This window comes from Synechococcus sp. OH2 (assembly GCF_047462155.1).
In the GTDB taxonomy this organism is placed as follows: domain Bacteria; phylum Cyanobacteriota; class Cyanobacteriia; order Thermostichales; family Thermostichaceae; genus Thermostichus.
Map to the genome: position 1 here is coordinate 1 of NZ_JANSIR010000039.1, position 15,468 is coordinate 15,468.

Consider the following 15,468-nt stretch of genomic DNA (forward strand, 5'->3'; position numbering starts at 1 on the left):
TAACAACCTATCTAACCTCGTTTCTTTTCTCAAGTCAGCATCAAGTCGAATACTAAGGCAACAGTTTGGAGAGCTAAGGCGTACTGGGGAAAAGCAAAGCTCTGGCACGATTCTAAATCCTGTGGCGGTGCACCCCTAGAAACAGTGAAACAGTACATCCAGAGTCAAGAGGGTTAGACAACCAGGTTAACCAGCTTCTTCGGCACCACGACGACCTTCTTCGGAGTCACCCCTTGCAGATACCTTTGGGCCGCCTCCGACTGCAGAGCCAGCCGCTCCTGTTCCTGGGGCGTGACATCGGCAGGGGCTTCAAAGGAGCCGCGCAGCTTGCCGTTGACCTGCACCACAATGGTTACCGTGTCGGCCACCAGCGCCGCCGGGTCGTAGCTGGGCCATGACTGGCGATGCACCGAGTCTGTACCGCCCACTGCCTGCCAAAGCTCCTCAGCTATGTGGGGGGCAAAGGGAGCCAAGAGCAGGATCAGGGTGCGGATCCCTTCTGCATAGACTGGCGAGTCTGGGATCCCCGCCTCGGCCAGGGCATTGCTCAGCTTCATCAGCTCGGCAATGGCCGTGTTGAACTGGTACTCCTCCAGATCCTCACTGACTTCCTTGATGGCCGTGTGGACGGCGCGGCGCAGATCCCTTTCCGCTTTGGTCAGGGATCCCGCCTCAACCTTGGCCTGCAGCAGCTCGGCGGCTTTGCCTTGCAAGGACTCCGTCCCGCTAGCGCGAACGACAAAGTCGTACACCTGCCGCCAGACGCGGTTGAGAAAGCGAAACTGCCCTTCCACGTCGGCATCGTCCCATTCCAGGTCCTTTTCCGGCGGCGCCTTGAAGAGGATAAACATGCGGGCTGTGTCGGCTCCGTAGTGGGCCAGCACCTCCTCTGGATCCACGCCGTTGCCCTTGGATTTGGACATGGTGGCGTAGATAACTTCCAGAGGCTCGCCGGTCTCTGGATCCCGCGGGTCGTTGGGATCCTTGACCAGAGCCGCTGGGATCCAGCGATCCTTGCCGGACTTGTTGGGGTTGTAGTAGGTGCGCCCCTGCACCATTCCCTGCGTCAGGAGGCGGGAGAAGGGCTCGTCAAAATTCAACAGCCCCAGATCCCGTAGCACCTTGGTGAAAAAGCGGGAGTAAAGCAGGTGCAAAATGGCGTGCTCGATGCCGCCCACGTATTGATCCACCGGTAGCCAGGCGTTGACCAAATCCTTGCGGAAGATCTCGCGCTCGTTGCGGGGATCACTAAAGCGCAGGAAATACCACGAGGAGCAGATGAAGGTGTCCATGGTGTCGGTCTCGCGGCGGGCCTCGGCGCCGCAGGTGGGGCACTTTACCTTCACCCAGTCCTCCCGCTGGGCCAAGGGAGACCCCCCTCGCCCCGTCAGCTCCACATCCTCCGGCAACAGCACCGGCAGATCCTCCTCTGGGACTGCCACAGTGCCACAGTGGGGGCAGTGGATCACGGGGATGGGGCAACCCCAGTAGCGCTGCCGCGAGATGAGCCAGTCGCGCAGGCGGTAGTTGACCTGTCGTTCTCCCAGCCCCTGCTCCTCCAGCCAGGCGATGGCTCTTTCTACGCTCTGCCCTGGGCCTTTGCCCACCGGGATCCCGTTCAAGGGGCCGGAGTTCATCAACACCCCCTCCCCTGTCCAGGCCGCCTGCAGATCTTCGGCACTTTCCACCTCACCCTGGGGCGGTTGCACCACCAGCTTGATGGGTAGGCCAAACTTGCGGGCAAACTCAAAGTCCCGCTGGTCGTGGGCAGGCACAGCCATGATGGCCCCCGTACCATAGCCCATCAACACGTAGTCGGCAATCCAGATGGGAATCCGCTCTTGGTTGACGGGGTTGATGGCGTAGGATCCTGTCCAGACGCCCGTTTTTTCCCGATCTTCGGCACTGCGCTCCATCTCGCTGCGGGCAGCAGCCTCGGCCTGGTAGGCCTTGACGGCAGCCTGTTGCTCAGGGGTGGTGAGCTTCTCCACCAAAGGATGCTCCGGCGCCAGCACCATGAAGGTGGCTCCCCAAAGGGTGTCAGGCCGGGTGGTAAACACCGGCAGCTCCTCCCCTGTTTCGGTTTTGAAGACAACCCTAGCCCCCACCGACTGGCCAATCCAGTTCTCCTGCATGGTACGCACCCGCTCTGGCCAGCCGGAGAGCTGTTCCAAGTCGGCCAGCAGTTGGTCGGCGTAGGCCGTGATCTTGAGAAACCACTGCTTGAGGAGGCGCTTTTCCACCAGAGCCCCCGATCTCCAGGAGCGCCCCTCGGCGTCCACTTGCTCGTTGGCCAAGACGGTCTGATCCACGGGATCCCAGTTCACCGGTGCTTCCTTCTGGTAGGCCAGGCCCGCTTTGAAAAACTGCAGAAACAGCCACTGCGTCCACTTGTAGTAGTCGGGGGCGCAGGTGGTGATCTCCCGCTCCCAGTCGTAGGAAAGCCCCAGCCGCTGCAGTTGATCCCGCATCTGGGCGATGTTCTGGTAGGTCCACTTGGCCGGCGGGATCCCGCGGTCAATGGCCGCGTTCTCCGCCGGCAAGCCAAAGGCATCCCACCCCATGGGGTGCAGCACCGCATACCCCTGCATGCGCTTGTGACGGGCAATGACATCCGTGATGGTGTAATTGCGCACATGCCCCATGTGCAGGCTGCCACTGGGGTAGGGAAACATCGACAGGGCGTAGAACTTGCGGCTTTCCGCCGTCAGCTCTGGGGTGCGATCCAACCCGATTTCACGCCAGTGGGCCTGCCACTTGCTTTCGATGGCCAGAGGATTGTAGCGCGCGTCCACAGTCTAGGGCTCCTGGGGAGAACAGCTCTCGGCTTCAGGTGGGCTAAGATACCAGCATTTTGGCATGTTTTGCGAATCCCCAGCGCCGACGGGATCCCTCCTAAGCGGCAGCACCGGAGACCAGTGAACCCAAAGGGATCCCCTCAGTAGGTTTCCTCGTGCCACCTGTTGGCCTTCTTCAGCTCCTTCTGGAACTTGCTCCAGTCTTGACCGGCTTGCTCGGCAAGGGGGGCCATGACGCTGTTGATGCCGTCCTCCATTCCCTTGAGGCCACAGATGTACGTGTAGGTGTTGGGCTGCTGCAGCATCTCCCATAGTTCGGGGCCGTACTCGGCCATGCGGTTTTGCACGTACATCTTTTTGCCGTCGGGGGTTTGCTGTTCGCGGCTGATGGCGTAATCGACGCGGAAGCGATCCCCATACTGGGCTTTCCAAGCTTCTAGATCCCCGTGGTAGAGCAGGGTGGACGTGGTGGGCACCCCAAAAAACAGCCAGATCTTGCCCTGGTAGTTGGGATCCTCTTCAAACAGGTGCTTGATGAAGGCGCGAAAAGGGGCGATGCCAGTGCCGGTGGCAATCAAAATCAGGTTGGCGTTCTCATCTTCCGGCAGCAAAAAGGTTTTCCCTGAGGGCCCGGTGATCATCACCTCATCGCCGGGTTTGAGATCGGTGAGGAAGCCGGAGCAGACCCCTACTCCCGGCTGGCCCGTCTCCTTATCCACGTATTCGGCCCGTTTCACACTCAGAGAAACGGTGCGCCCCTCGCCGTCGTCGCCATAGCGAGTGGAGGCAATGGAGTAGAGGCGGGGCTTGTGGGGGTTGCCCTTGTCATCTACGCCAGGAGGAATAATACCAACGCTTTGGCCCTCCAGGTAGCGGTAGTTGGGATCCGGTAGGCTGAGCACAATGTGCTTGGTCAGGCCAGGTGCCCCTTCCCCCACAAGGGAGTAGGTCTCTACACACTGGCCGATCAGGGGCGCGTTGGGACGGTACAGATTGACAACAACTTCTCGCTTTTCTGCGCTGGCAACCATAACGGCGAACTGCTCCTGGCAATGGGAGAAAACTCTCTAGCAAACACCTTAGCAGCCCGCCTGCCCGAACGGAACTTGCCGGAGGGGAACACCCCAGGCCGATCCTGAGAAAGCCAGGCCGGGAAACTTCTCTTCTCCTCAGTCGTCGCCGGGAGACAGACGATCTTTGTTAAATTGTTCCTTGACGGTGCCCGCCTCTCTGGCCTCAAGCTCGGTTGTGGGGGAGCGTCTTGTGGTAATATGCAAGGCCATAAAGAACAGTAACTTTTTTAGAGGCTTCCTCTCAGTTTTGCCCTGCCCATCCCCAAGGAGTTCCCATGGCAAGCAGTCCTGAACGTATTGTAATGATCGGTGTTGCCGGAGATTCTGGCTGTGGCAAGTCCACGTTCTTGCGGCGGTTGGGGGACTTGTTTGGCCGGGATCTCATTACCACCATTTGTCTGGACGACTACCACTCCTTGGATCGCTACCAGCGCAAAGAGAAGGGCATCACGGCGCTGGATCCCCGCGCCAACAACTTCGACCTCATGTACGAGCAGGCTAAGGCGCTCAAAAATGGCCAGAGCGTGATGAAGCCCATCTACAACCACGAGACGGGGCTCATTGACCCACCGGAGCGGGTGGATCCCAGCCCCATCATCGTCTTGGAGGGCCTTCACCCCATGTACGACGAGCGGGTGCGGGAGCTGCTGGACTTCAAGGTCTATCTGGATCTGGCGCCGGAGATCAAGATTGCCTGGAAGGTGAAGCGGGATATGGCGGAGCGGGGCCACACCTATGAAGATGTGTTGCGCTCCATCGAGGCCCGCCGCCCCGATTTTGAAGCCTACGTCGATGTGCAGAAGCGCTATGCCGATGTGGTCATCGAGGTGCTGCCCACCAAGCTGCTGCCAGAGGTGGATCCGGAGCACAAAGTGCTGCGGGTGCGCATGATCCAGCGGGAGGGGGTGAAGTATTTTGACCATGTCTATCTCTTCGACGAAGGCTCCACCATTGACTGGATCCCTTGTGGCAAAAAGCTGACCTGCTCCTACCCAGGCATCCGCCTGCACTACGGCCCCTCCACCTACTTCGATCAGCCGGTTTCGGTGTTGGAAATTGACGGCACCTTCGACAAGCTGGAGGAGGTCATCTACATCGAGAACCACCTAAGCAATCTGTCGACCCGCTACTACGGCGAGCTGACGGAATTGCTGCGCAAGCACCCGGAATATCCCGGATCCCGCAATGGCTCTGGACTCATCCAGGTCATCGTGGGCCTGAAGCTGCGGGCCCTCTACGAGAAAATCCAGGCGGAAGCCAAAAAGCTGGCGGTTGCTTCCTAGGGTTTGGCCTCTGGGTGAAGGGGATCCTTCTGCTCGGCTAGGGCAGTTGGGCAAGCAGCAACAGAGGGCGATCCATGCAAGGGTTCCAGTTGGAAATCTGGCCGGAGGGGACAGCCTTTTTCCGACGGGCGGTCGAGATCTGGCAAGAGCAGGCCGCGGCGGCTATCCGTCAACGGGGTCGCTTTACGGTGGCTCTGGCAGGGGGAAACACGCCGCGAAAGTTGTATGCCGCTTTAACCCAGACGCCAGGGATCCCTTGGCAGCAAACCTGGCTGTTCTGGGGGGATGAGCGCTACGTTCCCCCGGATCACCCTGAGAGCAATTACGGCATGGTACGGCGGATCCTGCTGGAGACGGTCGGGGTTCCCGCCTCTCAGGTCTTTCCCATGCCCACCCAAGCAGGGGATCCCTTGCGAGATGCGGCGGAGTACGAGGCGACCCTGCAGCAGATTTTCGGCACCGAATGTCCTGCCTTCGACCTGATCTGGCTGGGAGTGGGAGAAGACGGCCATACGGCTTCCCTGTTCCCCGGCACAGCCGCCCTGCAGGTGCAACATCGCTGGGTAACCGTGGGGCAGAAGGGAGAGGAGCCACGCCTAACTCTCACCTATCCTGTTCTCAACCAGGCCAGGCAGGTGGTGGTTTTGGTAACTGGAGCCGGCAAGGCTGCAATTGTCAAGGAGGCGCTGACAACGGAGGCCCACCTGCCCTGCCAGCGCCTCAATCCCCAAGGGCGGCTGCTGTGGCTGCTGGATACAGCGGCGGCAGCTGAACTGCCCTTGCCCGCCGTGGCGTTGCTTGGCTAGGCTGCCCAGGTCAAGGTTGCCGGCTAAGGATGGCCATTTGACCCAGATCACCGCTGCCTCCCCCTTGTTTCGCATTTCATTGGGGCAGTTGGGTTAGAGCACTGCCCCATGTCCATCCGCCTCATTGTCGAATCGGTTCTCCAGAGCACCTACCTCAGCCGCCAGCAAGAATCCCAAATCTGCCACCTCCTCCAGGAGCGGCTCTACGACGAATTGGATCTGGAGGCAATTGACCGACTAATCCTCGCTTTGCTGAAAGGGCAAGTCCAGCTTGAGTGAGAGGAAAGCTGCGCCACCTCGCCAAATCCTCAGGCCAAGGCTTAGCCCAGCCTCCTGTAGCAGTTTGGTCGCTTGAGCAGCGAGTTCCAGCAGGAGAGCCTTCCAGAGGGCACCCTCAGATGTCTTGGCCCTAGGCGACGCCCCGGCCAACCGCCGACCTGCAGCTAGCTCTCTACAAGGAGAAGAGCTTGCCCATTGACGCTCCCACTGAGCAAAGTCGGGGGATCCTAGAAACCTCCGTGCCGCTGACCCGACACCCAGGCCACAAGCAAGCCCCCAAGCATTGTCAATGCGCCCCTACACACTTGCCCGAGGCAAAGACCTACCTACTTTTTTGACTGCCGTTTGATTTTTTCGCCAATTTCGGCTAACTGTAGCACAAACGAGCGACTGAGACTTGAGACACAACCTGTTGACCGTCCTGGGGCAAGCCTGTGCAAGTTCAAATTCACCATCTCATCGAATATCGCTACAGCCGTCCAGTGCAACTGGAGCCCCACACTGTGCGGTTGCGGCCCCGTTGCAACGGGATCCAAACCCTCTTGGCCTTTGAGCTGCGGGTGGATCCGCCGCCGGCAGGCCAATCGGAGCTGGTGGATCTGGATGGCAACGCGGCAGTTCAGCTCTGGTTTGGGGATCCCACCGAACATCTGCGCATCCAAACCCAGTCCACCGTGGTCACCCTGCGGCGCAACCCCTTTGACTATCTACTCTTCGATTGGGCCACCCACCTTCCCATCAACTATCCCAGCACGCTGGCGGCCCAACTGCAGCCCTATCTGGCAACCCCGGCAGATGCCGGCATCCAAAGCCTGGCCTGGGAGCTCTGGGATCAGGTGCAGGGGGAGACGACGGCCTTTTTGCCGGCGCTCAACCAACGCATCTACTCCGAGTGCCGCCACATCTTGCGGGAGAAGGGGGATCCTTGGCCCGCCGGCTTGACGTGGCAGCGCAAAACCGGCTCCTGCCGTGACCTGACGCTGGTGTTTATGGAGGGCTGTCGGGCAGTAGGTCTGGCGGCACGATTTGTCAGCGGCTACCAGGTCAGCCCGCCGTTGCAAGAGAACCCCGAACTCCAGGGCACAGCCAGCAAAGAGCCAGCAGAGCGCCACCTGCACGCCTGGGCAGAGGTGTATCTGCCGGGGGCTGGTTGGCGGGGGTTCGATCCCACCCAAGGGCTGGCCGTGGCCGATGGCCATGTGGCTTTGGCGGCCAGTGCCTACCCCCGAGGTGCCGCTCCTATCTACGGCCATTGGCTGGGCAGGGGTGTTCACAGCCACATGAGCTACACTATCCGAATCCAGGCAGGATCTTCTCCTCAAGCCCAGCTCAACTGAGCTCCATCCTGCGTGGGATCCCTTGATAGATCTGCTGTTGCATCTCCTACTTTAGATATCTTGCTTTAGATATCTTGTAGTGAAGTCCCTTTTCCAAACCATGGAAGAGCTCAACACCCTGATCCAGGATTTACAAGCTGCCTTTGGCGACAGCAGCACGCCGGTGCTCTCGTTATACGCCGACATCAACCCTGCCCGTCCCGAAAATGCCCGCCTTGCCTGGGTAGGACGCATCAAGAACGCTATCAAAGAGCTGCCGGAGTTCCGGGAGGGCAAGCGGGATCCTTCTCTCTACGAGCAAATCCTTGCCCTGCTGGAACAGGAGCGCCCTTCCGCCCGCACCTTAGTTCTTTTTGCCAGCTGCAACGCTGATGGCAAGCTAGTGCTGCGTCGAATTGACCTGCAGGTGGAGCTGCCGGTAGTGGATCTGGCCCACGGGCGGGTAGAAGCCCGCTGGGGTGAGCCGTACTTGACCCCTTTGATTTTCGCCTTCGATGAATATGAGCGGGCCGGGGTGTTGCACCTGTCCGGAGCCAGGTGGCACTTCTACGAGCTCTTTCTGGGAGAACTGCGGGAGGATACCGAAATCTTTGCCAACATCGGCGCCGACGAGTGGCAGGAACTCCAGGATCTGGCCGGCCGCATCGAAAATGCCGTTGCCGAGCGTCGGGCCCGCAGCGGCGGCACCTTCGACAAACTCTCCCCCAAGGAGCGGGAGGCGGCCAAGGTCAGCCTCTGGATGCACAAGCTCTACCAGCGCCTGGCCCAGGCCCTCGACAAAGCGGTGGATCGGCTGGGCATTGAGCGGCTGGTGCTCATGGGGGAAGCCTGGCAGGTATCTCACTTTGAGGGCTACCTCAACCGCGGCTTGCGCAACCGCGTCGTCGCCCGGGTGGGGCACCCCGCCAACCTCCACGCACCGACGCCGCAAGACATCCTCGACCGAGTGGTGCCCGTCCTGGAGGCCGCCGAGCGCCGAGGGGAACTGGCCTTGTTAGAGCGGATTCGGGAGCAGCCCGGCGCTTGGGGCTTGGACGCGGTGCTGGACGCCCTCCAACTGGGTCGAGTGGAAATTCTGGTCTTGCCCTGGAGGCTAGAGGCCACCATCTGGCGCTGTCCAGACGGCTCGGTGGGAGGAACCCCAGAGATGGCCCAGCTCCTCTGCCCAGAGCCCCAACCGGTGGCGCTGCGGGATCAGGTCTGGGTGCTGGCCCGCGATTTCGGCGCTAAGCTGGAGTTTGTCCGTGGCGAGGCCGAAGTTCGCCTCCTCGAGGAGTTCCAGGGAGCGGCAGCGCTGCTGCGCTGGTAAACTCGGCCGCCCAAACCGGGTTGAGCAGCTCTCTGGCTGGATCCCAAAGCCGCAGTGTAGGCTAACATAGCCTAGCCCACCTCTGAAAAGTTTTCTGAGGGATCCCGTTGACCCAGTCTATTGATCTTCCCACCAGCGTTGATACGTTTTTGCAGGAGCTGGCTGCGATTCAGCAAGTTGGGCCAAAGCGGATAGCCATCCTGGGCAGTCGCCATGTGCCCATCACCCACCAGTACCTCATCGAGACCCTCAGCTACGCTTTGGCCCTCACTGGCAACCGCATTCTCACTTCCGGGGCCATTGGCACCAACCTGGCTGTGATTCGCGGGGCGATGCGGGCGGATATGAAATCCTTGACGGTGATCTTGCCGCAAAGTTTGGAGCGACAGCCGGCAGAGTCGCGGGCCAGCCTGGAGCAGGTGCTGCATCTGGTGGAGCACCCCGAAAATGACCATCTTCCCCTGGCGGAGGCTAGCCGCCTGTGCAACCTAGAGATCATCAGCAAGTGCCAGCAGTTGATCTGTTTTGCCTTTCACGACAGCGTCACGCTTTTGGAGGCCTGCAGGCACGCCGAGGAGCAACACAAGTTGGTTACACTCTTCTATTTCGACTGACTGGACTGCAGCTCACTGCTCTCAACCTTTTGCCCCGGGGGTAGCAGCAGTGTAGAAAGCCCCGATAGCTCAATATAGACTGCATCGCACTCCCGACGTTTGGCGAATGGAATAGGATAAGGCTTTGTCTTGAGGCAAATCGTTGGGCAGCCATGATGGGATCCCCGGCATGGAACCTGGAAATTTCTGCAGTCTCACCTACCTCATCCTCTAACCCGCGGGGATCCGAAAGGGGTGTCTATTTTCGATTCGATGCCCAAGGGATCCATCTGCATTTGCCCGCCACCCTGGCTTGGGAAGAAGTCTGGGACGATTTGGTGTGGCAATTGCGCAGCCGCAAACCCTACTGGGCAGGAGTGGCTCCCCTGACCCTGTGGTGCCAAGAGCGAGAGCTGGACTTGCCCACCCTACAAACTCTGGCCGTCTTGTTGTCGCAGCATCGGCTGTCCTTGTGGCGCGTCCAAACCGGATCCCGAGGGACGGCGATCGCGGCGGCGACCCTAGGCTATTCGGTGGAACAATCTTCCCCCTTAGAGGTGATTTCCCCTGTCCCCCCGGATACCACCCCCCTCTACCTGCGATCCACAGTGCGGTCGGGAATGTCCGTGCGCCACCGTGGCTCGGTCTTTCTGCTGGGGGATCTCAACCCCGGCGGCGAGATCATTGCCGGCGGTGACATCTGGGTCTGGGGACGTCTGCGCGGCCTGGTGCATGCCGGTGCAGAGGGGGATAGAGGCGCTGTGATCTTAGCTTTGCACTTAGAGCCCACTCAGTTGCGCATTGCCGATCAGGTGGCCCGCCCGCCGGAAGGAGGATCCCCTCCCAACACCCCGGAGGTGGTTTACTTGCAGGAGGGTGTCATCTGCATTGCCAGCCTTCAGGATTTTCTGCGGAGAGGAGTATGAGCCGAGTTATCGTCGTAACCTCTGGGAAGGGGGGAGTGGGGAAAACCACTCTAACGGCCAACCTGGGCACTGCCTTGGCGCGCTTGGGTCGCTCGGTGGTGGTGGTGGATGCCGACTTTGGCCTGCGTAACCTGGATCTGCTGCTGGGGTTGGAAAATCGGGTGGTGTACACGGCTCTAGAGGTAATTGCGGGGGAATGTCGCCTTGAACAAGCGTTGGTGAAGGACAAACGCACCCCCAATCTCTCACTGTTGCCGGCAACCCAAACCCGCAACAAAACGGCGGTCAACCCGGATCAGATGCGGCAGTTGATGGAGAAGCTCGCCAGCAGCCATGACTACGTGTTGATCGACTGCCCGGCGGGGATTGAACAAGGGTTTCGCAATGCCGTTGCCGGAGCGACGGAAGCGCTGTTGGTCACCACACCGGAAGTGTCGGCGGTGCGGGACGCGGATCGGGTGGTGGGCTTGTTGGAGGCAGCAGGGATCTCCTCGACCCAGCTTGTTGTCAACCGCCTGCGCTCGGATATGGTGGCTGCCGGCCAGATGATGTCGGTGGAAGATGTGGTGGAGGTGCTGGCTATCCCCTTGGTGGGTATCATTCCAGAAGACCGGGAGGTGATCGTCTCCACCAACAAAGGGGAACCTCTAGTCCTCTCGGCCAACCCGACTCTGGCCGCTCAGGCCATCCAGCGCATTGCTCGACGACTAGAAGGAGAAACGGTGGAATTTCCCAAGTTGGCTAGCTTGGGCGAGTCTTTCTGGGAAAAGGCCAAGCGGTTTTTAAACCAAAAGGTGTTTTAGATGGCTCCTTTGCCTGACTTGGATTGGTATAGCCGCCTTCCCCCCTCCACATTCGCGTTCACAACTAAGTCAAGCCACCCCTGAAGCTCATGCTCCTCGATTTTTTGGATCAGCTTTTTTCCCGCCACTCTGGCAGCAGCCGCGAGCAAGCCAAGCAGCGCCTGAAACTGATCTTGGCCCACGACCGCGCCGACCTCACCCCGGCAGCCTTGGAAGCGATGCGCCTGGAGATCTTAGAGGTGGTATCTCGCTATGTGGAGCTGGATGCGGAGGGGATGCAGTTTCACTTGGCGGCAGAAGGGGGGACGACGGCTCTGATCGCCAACCTCCCCATTCGTCGCGTTAAGCCCCTGGCGGAGGCCGGCCTTTATTCCTGTGAAGGGGAGAACCCACAACAGGATCCCGGAGCTGACCCATCCGAGGGAGGCCATTTGAGCTCGCCTTCCCTCTGAGCTACCCTAGACTCAGGAAGCAGTAATTCAAGGTGTTGCATAGAGTGTTACACTCGCCTGGGCTGCGTCCGTTCGCCAAGATGCTCTCTCTTGACTCCCACCTATGTCTGTCCCGGCCCGGAGTGCCTTGCAGTTGTTTACAGCCTGTTCATGTCAACTGTCTGTGACCCCAATGCTGACCAAGACAAAGCCGCCGGGACGGAGTTCGCGCTAAGGGAGGTTGAGCCTCGGCATGGAAAACTCCTTTGAGCTGACGATCCTGTTTACGCTGGCCTTGGTGGCCGGGATCGCGGCTCAAGTCCTAGCCAATTTTGTCAAAGTGCCCAGCATTGTTTTCCTGCTGCTGTTTGGGGTGTTGCTGGGGCCAGATGGCTTGGGCTGGGTTCGCCCTCAGATCATGGGATCCGGTCTGGAGGCGCTGGTGTCGCTGGCAGTGGCCCTGATCCTATTTGAGGGGGGGCTGAACCTGCGGCTGCAACGCCTCAACCAAGTCTCCGATAGCTTGCGCAATTTGGTGTTGCTGGGATCCCTGCTGACCTTGGGAGGAGGGGCACTGGCGGCCCACTATTTGGGGGAGTTTCCCTGGCCCCTGGCCTTTTTGTTCGGATCCCTGGTGGTGGTGACGGGGCCGACGGTGATTAACCCTATCCTGAAGCGGGTACGGGTCGATTCCGCCGTCAGCACTCTGCTGGAAGGGGAAGGGGTGCTCATCGATCCGCTGGGGGCCATCTTGGCGGTGGTGGTGCTGCAGGTGGTGCTTTCTGGCCACCCCAGCTTCCTCATGGCCTTGGAGCAGTTGTCCAGCCGCTTGGCCATTGGGTCGGCGGTGGGGGCGCTGGGGGGCTGGCTGATGGGATCCTTTTTGCTCTGGTCGCGGCAATTTTTGACGGAGGAGTTGCGCAACTCGGTGGTGCTAGCGGGGGCGCTGGGGGTGTTTACCCTGGCCCAGTCGCTGCGCTCAGAAGCGGGGCTGATGGCGGTGGTGATGGCGGGCCTGGTGGTGCGGCAGAAGGCGGCCATTGCCGAGCGGAGCGTGCGCCAATTCCATGGCCAGTTGGTGGTGATGGCCATCTCAGTGTTGTTTATCTTGCTCACGTCCACCCTCTCTCTAAAGGCGGTATTTGCTTTGGGCTGGGGAGCGCTGGCCACGGTGCTCTGCCTGATGCTGGTGGTTCGCCCCCTGAGTGTGTGGCTGTGTACCTGGGGCAGTGACCTCAACTGGCGGCAAAAGTTGTTTGTGGCCTGGCTGGCTCCCCGCGGTATTGTGGCGGCATCGGTGGCTTCTCTGTTTGCCATTTTGCTTACCGAGCGAGGCATTACTGGGGGGGATGCTCTCAAGGCGCTGGTGTTTTTGACCATCTCGGTCACGGTGACTGTGCAGGGGCTGACCGCCGCCTGGGTGGCCCGTTGGCTGGGCTTGGATCAGGGCAGTTCTACGGTGATCGTCGGCAACCATCCCCTCGTCAGCCAGTTGGCCCAGTTGATGAGCTCCCTCAACCAGGCGGTAGAGGTGCTGCCGCTGCCGTCGGGATCCCGTCTGCGCGAGCCTGCTGGCCTAGCCCAGCTCAACGGCCACAAGGTCGCCTATGCCCTGGGGGATCCCTCTGGGAGTAATGGAGCCGGTGGAGCTGAAGAGGAAGTTGGCCGGCTGCTGCCGGGATCCCTGCAGGAAGTGGTGCTAAGCGAGTCGGCCCTGTTGAAGGCCGATATTGACCACGCGGAGACGCTGCTGATCCTAACGCTGGATCCGCAGATGAACTGGGCGATTGCCGAGCTGATGGTGAAACTCTCGGTTTCTGCTGCCATCTGGACGGTGTTGCTGCCGGAGATGCCCATCTCAGAAGGGATCCGCGCCCTGCCAATCCCCTTTTCCCAACTGCAGCGCTGGGCCGGCTACCTAGAAGCTAAGCGAGCGGAGCTGCGCTCGATTACCCTGCCCACCTTGGCGGATCTGGGCTTGAAGCCCCCCCAATCGGCGGTGGCCTCGGCCCAGGAGTCGAGCTGGGCAGCGCGTTCAACGCTGCTCAACCCCTTCTCGGCTCAGATGGGGCTGGAGGATCCCGCTCTGGAGCGGCTGCGGGATCAGTTTGCCTACCGCATTAAGGCGGATCTGTGCCTGCCTTTGCTGCTGGTGCGCCCGCAGCGTCTGGGAGGCTGGTTTGGAGAGAAGGGTAAGTCGTCCCAGGTTGGTCGGCTGTTCTACCTGCCGGAGCCAGGCATCTGGCGACGTGGGGATTGCATTTACTACCTAGAGCGGCTTGCCAGCCCTGTAGAGGCCGCTGCTCCCTCTGCCAGAGAGTCGGATCCCTCAGAATGGGATCTGCCCTCAGCGGAGTTACTGCCTCAGTATGTTGAGGGCATTAAGCTCCACTTTGATCTCTAGGAAGGTCGGGGCAGCCAGCGGCCACTGGGGATGAGGGGGCACCCCTGCACCTGCTCAGGCCGGCCCAGGTAAACCCAGGCCGAAGTGCCACTCTCCAGTTGCACCCACTGCCGTCTGTACAGCCGCGGGTGATCCTCCAGCTCGTCTAGGCGGGGCAACAGGCTCAGGGGAATGCGGTAGCGCTCGCCGTAGAGCCGGTTGCGGCCAGGAACGGCCATCGGGTAGGGGCCGAGATCGTAGAGATCGATGTGGTTGAGGCTGTCGGTTCCCAAAAACTCTGCTCCTTGCAGCAGACTGTGGTACTGGCCGCCCCGCAGCAGGGATCCGTAGACAAAAACCACGGTCGTTGGTTCCATCGTGCTCTGGGACAGGGAGAATTAGGGGGATTGGGCCAATTTTTGGCCAAGGCGGGGCTCTGAGCCGGCCAGCAGGCGCTCGATGTTGCGCCGATGGGCAGCAATGACATAAACCCCCCCTACCAGGGCAAACAACCCATAGGGCAGAGGCTGACCCAGAGCCCACATCAGCAGCGGCGCCGCCACCGCCGCCAGCAGCGAGCTGAAGGAGACAATGCGGGTAAGGGCGATCCCCAGCAGCCAGACGCCAAAGGTAGCCAGGGCCACCGGCCAAGCCATGGCCAAGAGGATCCCCAGGCTGGTGGCCACTGACTTGCCCCCCCTAAAGCCCAGCCAGCAGGAGCGGCTGTGGCCAACCACTGCCCCCAGGGCCGCTACGACTACCCACCACGGGGATCCCAAAGCCGATCCCAGCGCCACCGCTGCTGCCCCCTTGGCGGCATCCACCAGCAGCACCAGCAGCGCCGGCCCCTTGCCCAGCGTCCGCAACACGTTGGTTGCCCCCGTCGAGCCGGAGCCCGCTTGGCGGAGGTCGATCCCGCCCCACCAACGTCCCACCCAGTAGCCGGTGGGGATGGATCCCAGCAAGTAGCCTCCAAGGGCGGCGAGGAAAGCCAAAAGCCAGGCAGGCATAGGCAGGTCTTGAACGCTCTTTCTCACTTTGCCACAGGGCTTGGGTTACAACTGCTGTCGAATCCGGCCAGGTTGACCTCCCAAGCAAGGCGCGGTTGCACAAAGTGCAAAAGCTGGTAACGAATCTGCTCCAATTGCCAGATGGCCTGGCGGGATCCCTGCGCCCAGAAATGCTGCTGCAGATAGTCAATCAGCCACAGTTGCGCCGGCAAGTCGAGAGCGGCCACCGCCCTGGCCAGTTCCAGGGCCTGCCGCAGCGAGGGGGGCCAGCGTCTAAGGTCTTGCAGCAGCGACGGCGGGATCCTTTGCAGGTGCTGGTGGGCCTCCAGCGCCCGTCCGGGGCTGCCTTGGGCCAGGGCAATCAGCTCAGAGCGAGGGATCCCGGGCAGCTCCGGGCAGTTCAAACTAACCAACACCCGCTCTACCTCTGCCGGGCT

At 60.8% G+C, this 15,468-nt stretch carries 14 protein-coding genes and 2 pseudogenes; 11 read left to right on the plus strand and 5 right to left on the minus strand.

Annotation, left to right across the window (positions count from 1 at the left end; translation table 11 throughout):
• Positions 1 to 177: pseudogene (locus tag NW835_RS02710) on the plus strand (transposase); the annotation flags it as partial.
• Here the strand turns inward: NW835_RS02710 and leuS are convergent.
• Positions 174 to 2,795, minus strand: a complete 2,622-nt coding sequence (leuS, locus tag NW835_RS02715; RefSeq protein ID WP_414414460.1) for a leucine--tRNA ligase — start codon at positions 2,793 to 2,795, stop codon at positions 174 to 176. The pseudogene NW835_RS02710 and the gene leuS sit on opposite strands and share 4 nt — an antisense overlap.
• A 143-nt stretch (positions 2,796 to 2,938) precedes the next feature.
• Entirely contained in the window at positions 2,939 to 3,829 is an 891-nt protein-coding gene (locus NW835_RS02720) for a ferredoxin--NADP(+) reductase (protein WP_414414461.1), read from the minus strand.
• Between the two features lie 317 nt (positions 3,830 to 4,146).
• On the opposite strand from NW835_RS02720, the gene NW835_RS02725 reads away from it, so the two are divergent.
• The 10 genes from NW835_RS02725 (at position 4,147) to NW835_RS02770 (ending at position 14,042) form a co-directional block, all read left to right on the plus strand.
• Complete coding sequence (locus NW835_RS02725) at positions 4,147 to 5,154, plus strand: phosphoribulokinase (RefSeq protein WP_414385953.1); 1,008 nt, start codon at positions 4,147 to 4,149, stop codon at positions 5,152 to 5,154.
• Positions 5,155 to 5,228: 74 nt separating this feature from the next.
• Positions 5,229 to 5,960, plus strand: a complete 732-nt coding sequence (pgl, locus tag NW835_RS02730; protein ID WP_414414462.1) for a 6-phosphogluconolactonase — start codon at positions 5,229 to 5,231, stop codon at positions 5,958 to 5,960.
• Positions 5,961 to 6,068: 108 nt separating this feature from the next.
• On the plus strand, positions 6,069 to 6,239 hold the full coding sequence (locus NW835_RS02735) for a hypothetical protein (RefSeq protein WP_414378434.1): 171 nt from the start codon (positions 6,069 to 6,071) through the stop codon (positions 6,237 to 6,239).
• A 434-nt stretch (positions 6,240 to 6,673) separates the two neighbouring features.
• Positions 6,674 to 7,576: a transglutaminase family protein gene (locus tag NW835_RS02740; protein WP_414414463.1), complete on the plus strand. Its 903-nt coding sequence runs from the start codon at positions 6,674 to 6,676 to the stop codon at positions 7,574 to 7,576.
• A 79-nt stretch (positions 7,577 to 7,655) separates the two neighbouring features.
• Entirely contained in the window at positions 7,656 to 8,885 is a 1,230-nt protein-coding gene (locus NW835_RS02745) for a VLRF1 family aeRF1-type release factor (protein WP_414414464.1), read from the plus strand.
• A gap of 107 nt (positions 8,886 to 8,992) precedes the next feature.
• Positions 8,993 to 9,499 carry a DNA recombination-mediator protein A gene (locus NW835_RS02750; RefSeq protein ID WP_414365634.1) on the plus strand — a complete coding sequence of 169 codons (507 nt, stop codon included), beginning with the start codon at positions 8,993 to 8,995 and terminating at the stop codon, positions 9,497 to 9,499.
• A 155-nt stretch (positions 9,500 to 9,654) separates the two neighbouring features.
• Positions 9,655 to 10,404 (plus strand): septum site-determining protein MinC, encoded by a 750-nt coding sequence (gene minC / locus NW835_RS02755; protein WP_414365633.1) that lies wholly within the window; start codon positions 9,655 to 9,657, stop codon positions 10,402 to 10,404.
• Positions 10,401 to 11,207, plus strand: coding sequence for a septum site-determining protein MinD (minD, locus tag NW835_RS02760; RefSeq protein ID WP_414365632.1), 807 nt, complete (start codon positions 10,401 to 10,403; stop codon positions 11,205 to 11,207). The genes minC and minD overlap by 4 nt, the downstream gene beginning before the upstream one ends.
• 89 nt (positions 11,208 to 11,296) lie before the next feature.
• A complete protein-coding gene (gene minE, locus NW835_RS02765; RefSeq protein WP_414414465.1) occupies positions 11,297 to 11,659 on the plus strand; it encodes a cell division topological specificity factor MinE in 363 nt (120 codons plus the stop codon).
• Positions 11,660 to 11,891: 232 nt separating this feature from the next.
• Positions 11,892 to 14,042 (plus strand): cation:proton antiporter, encoded by a 2,151-nt coding sequence (locus NW835_RS02770; protein ID WP_414365630.1) that lies wholly within the window; start codon positions 11,892 to 11,894, stop codon positions 14,040 to 14,042.
• Here NW835_RS02770 and NW835_RS02775 read toward each other — a convergent pair.
• The 3 genes and pseudogenes from NW835_RS02775 to NW835_RS02785 form a co-directional block, all read right to left on the minus strand.
• Entirely contained in the window at positions 14,039 to 14,383 is a 345-nt protein-coding gene (locus NW835_RS02775) for a gamma-glutamylcyclotransferase (RefSeq protein ID WP_414372814.1), read from the minus strand. The two genes, NW835_RS02770 and NW835_RS02775, sit on opposite strands and share 4 nt — an antisense overlap.
• A 36-nt stretch (positions 14,384 to 14,419) precedes the next feature.
• Entirely contained in the window at positions 14,420 to 15,031 is a 612-nt protein-coding gene (gene plsY / locus NW835_RS02780) for a glycerol-3-phosphate 1-O-acyltransferase PlsY (protein WP_414372816.1), read from the minus strand.
• A gap of 23 nt (positions 15,032 to 15,054) precedes the next feature.
• Positions 15,055 to 15,468: pseudogene (locus tag NW835_RS02785) on the minus strand (DNA polymerase III subunit delta'); the annotation flags it as partial.

Coding starts and splice junctions, on each gene's coding strand:
- NW835_RS02720 (WP_414414461.1), bottom strand. CDS start 3,829: ATGGTTGCCAGCGCAGAAAAGCGAGAAGTTGTTGTCAATCTGTACCGT.
- NW835_RS02725 (WP_414385953.1), top strand. CDS start 4,147: ATGGCAAGCAGTCCTGAACGTATTGTAATGATCGGTGTTGCCGGAGAT.
- pgl (WP_414414462.1), top strand. CDS start 5,229: ATGCAAGGGTTCCAGTTGGAAATCTGGCCGGAGGGGACAGCCTTTTTC.
- NW835_RS02735 (WP_414378434.1), top strand. CDS start 6,069: ATGTCCATCCGCCTCATTGTCGAATCGGTTCTCCAGAGCACCTACCTC.
- minC (WP_414365633.1), top strand. CDS start 9,655: ATGGGATCCCCGGCATGGAACCTGGAAATTTCTGCAGTCTCACCTACC.
- minD (WP_414365632.1), top strand. CDS start 10,401: ATGAGCCGAGTTATCGTCGTAACCTCTGGGAAGGGGGGAGTGGGGAAA.
- minE (WP_414414465.1), top strand. CDS start 11,297: ATGCTCCTCGATTTTTTGGATCAGCTTTTTTCCCGCCACTCTGGCAGC.
- NW835_RS02770 (WP_414365630.1), top strand. CDS start 11,892: ATGGAAAACTCCTTTGAGCTGACGATCCTGTTTACGCTGGCCTTGGTG.
- plsY (WP_414372816.1), bottom strand. CDS start 15,031: ATGCCTGCCTGGCTTTTGGCTTTCCTCGCCGCCCTTGGAGGCTACTTG.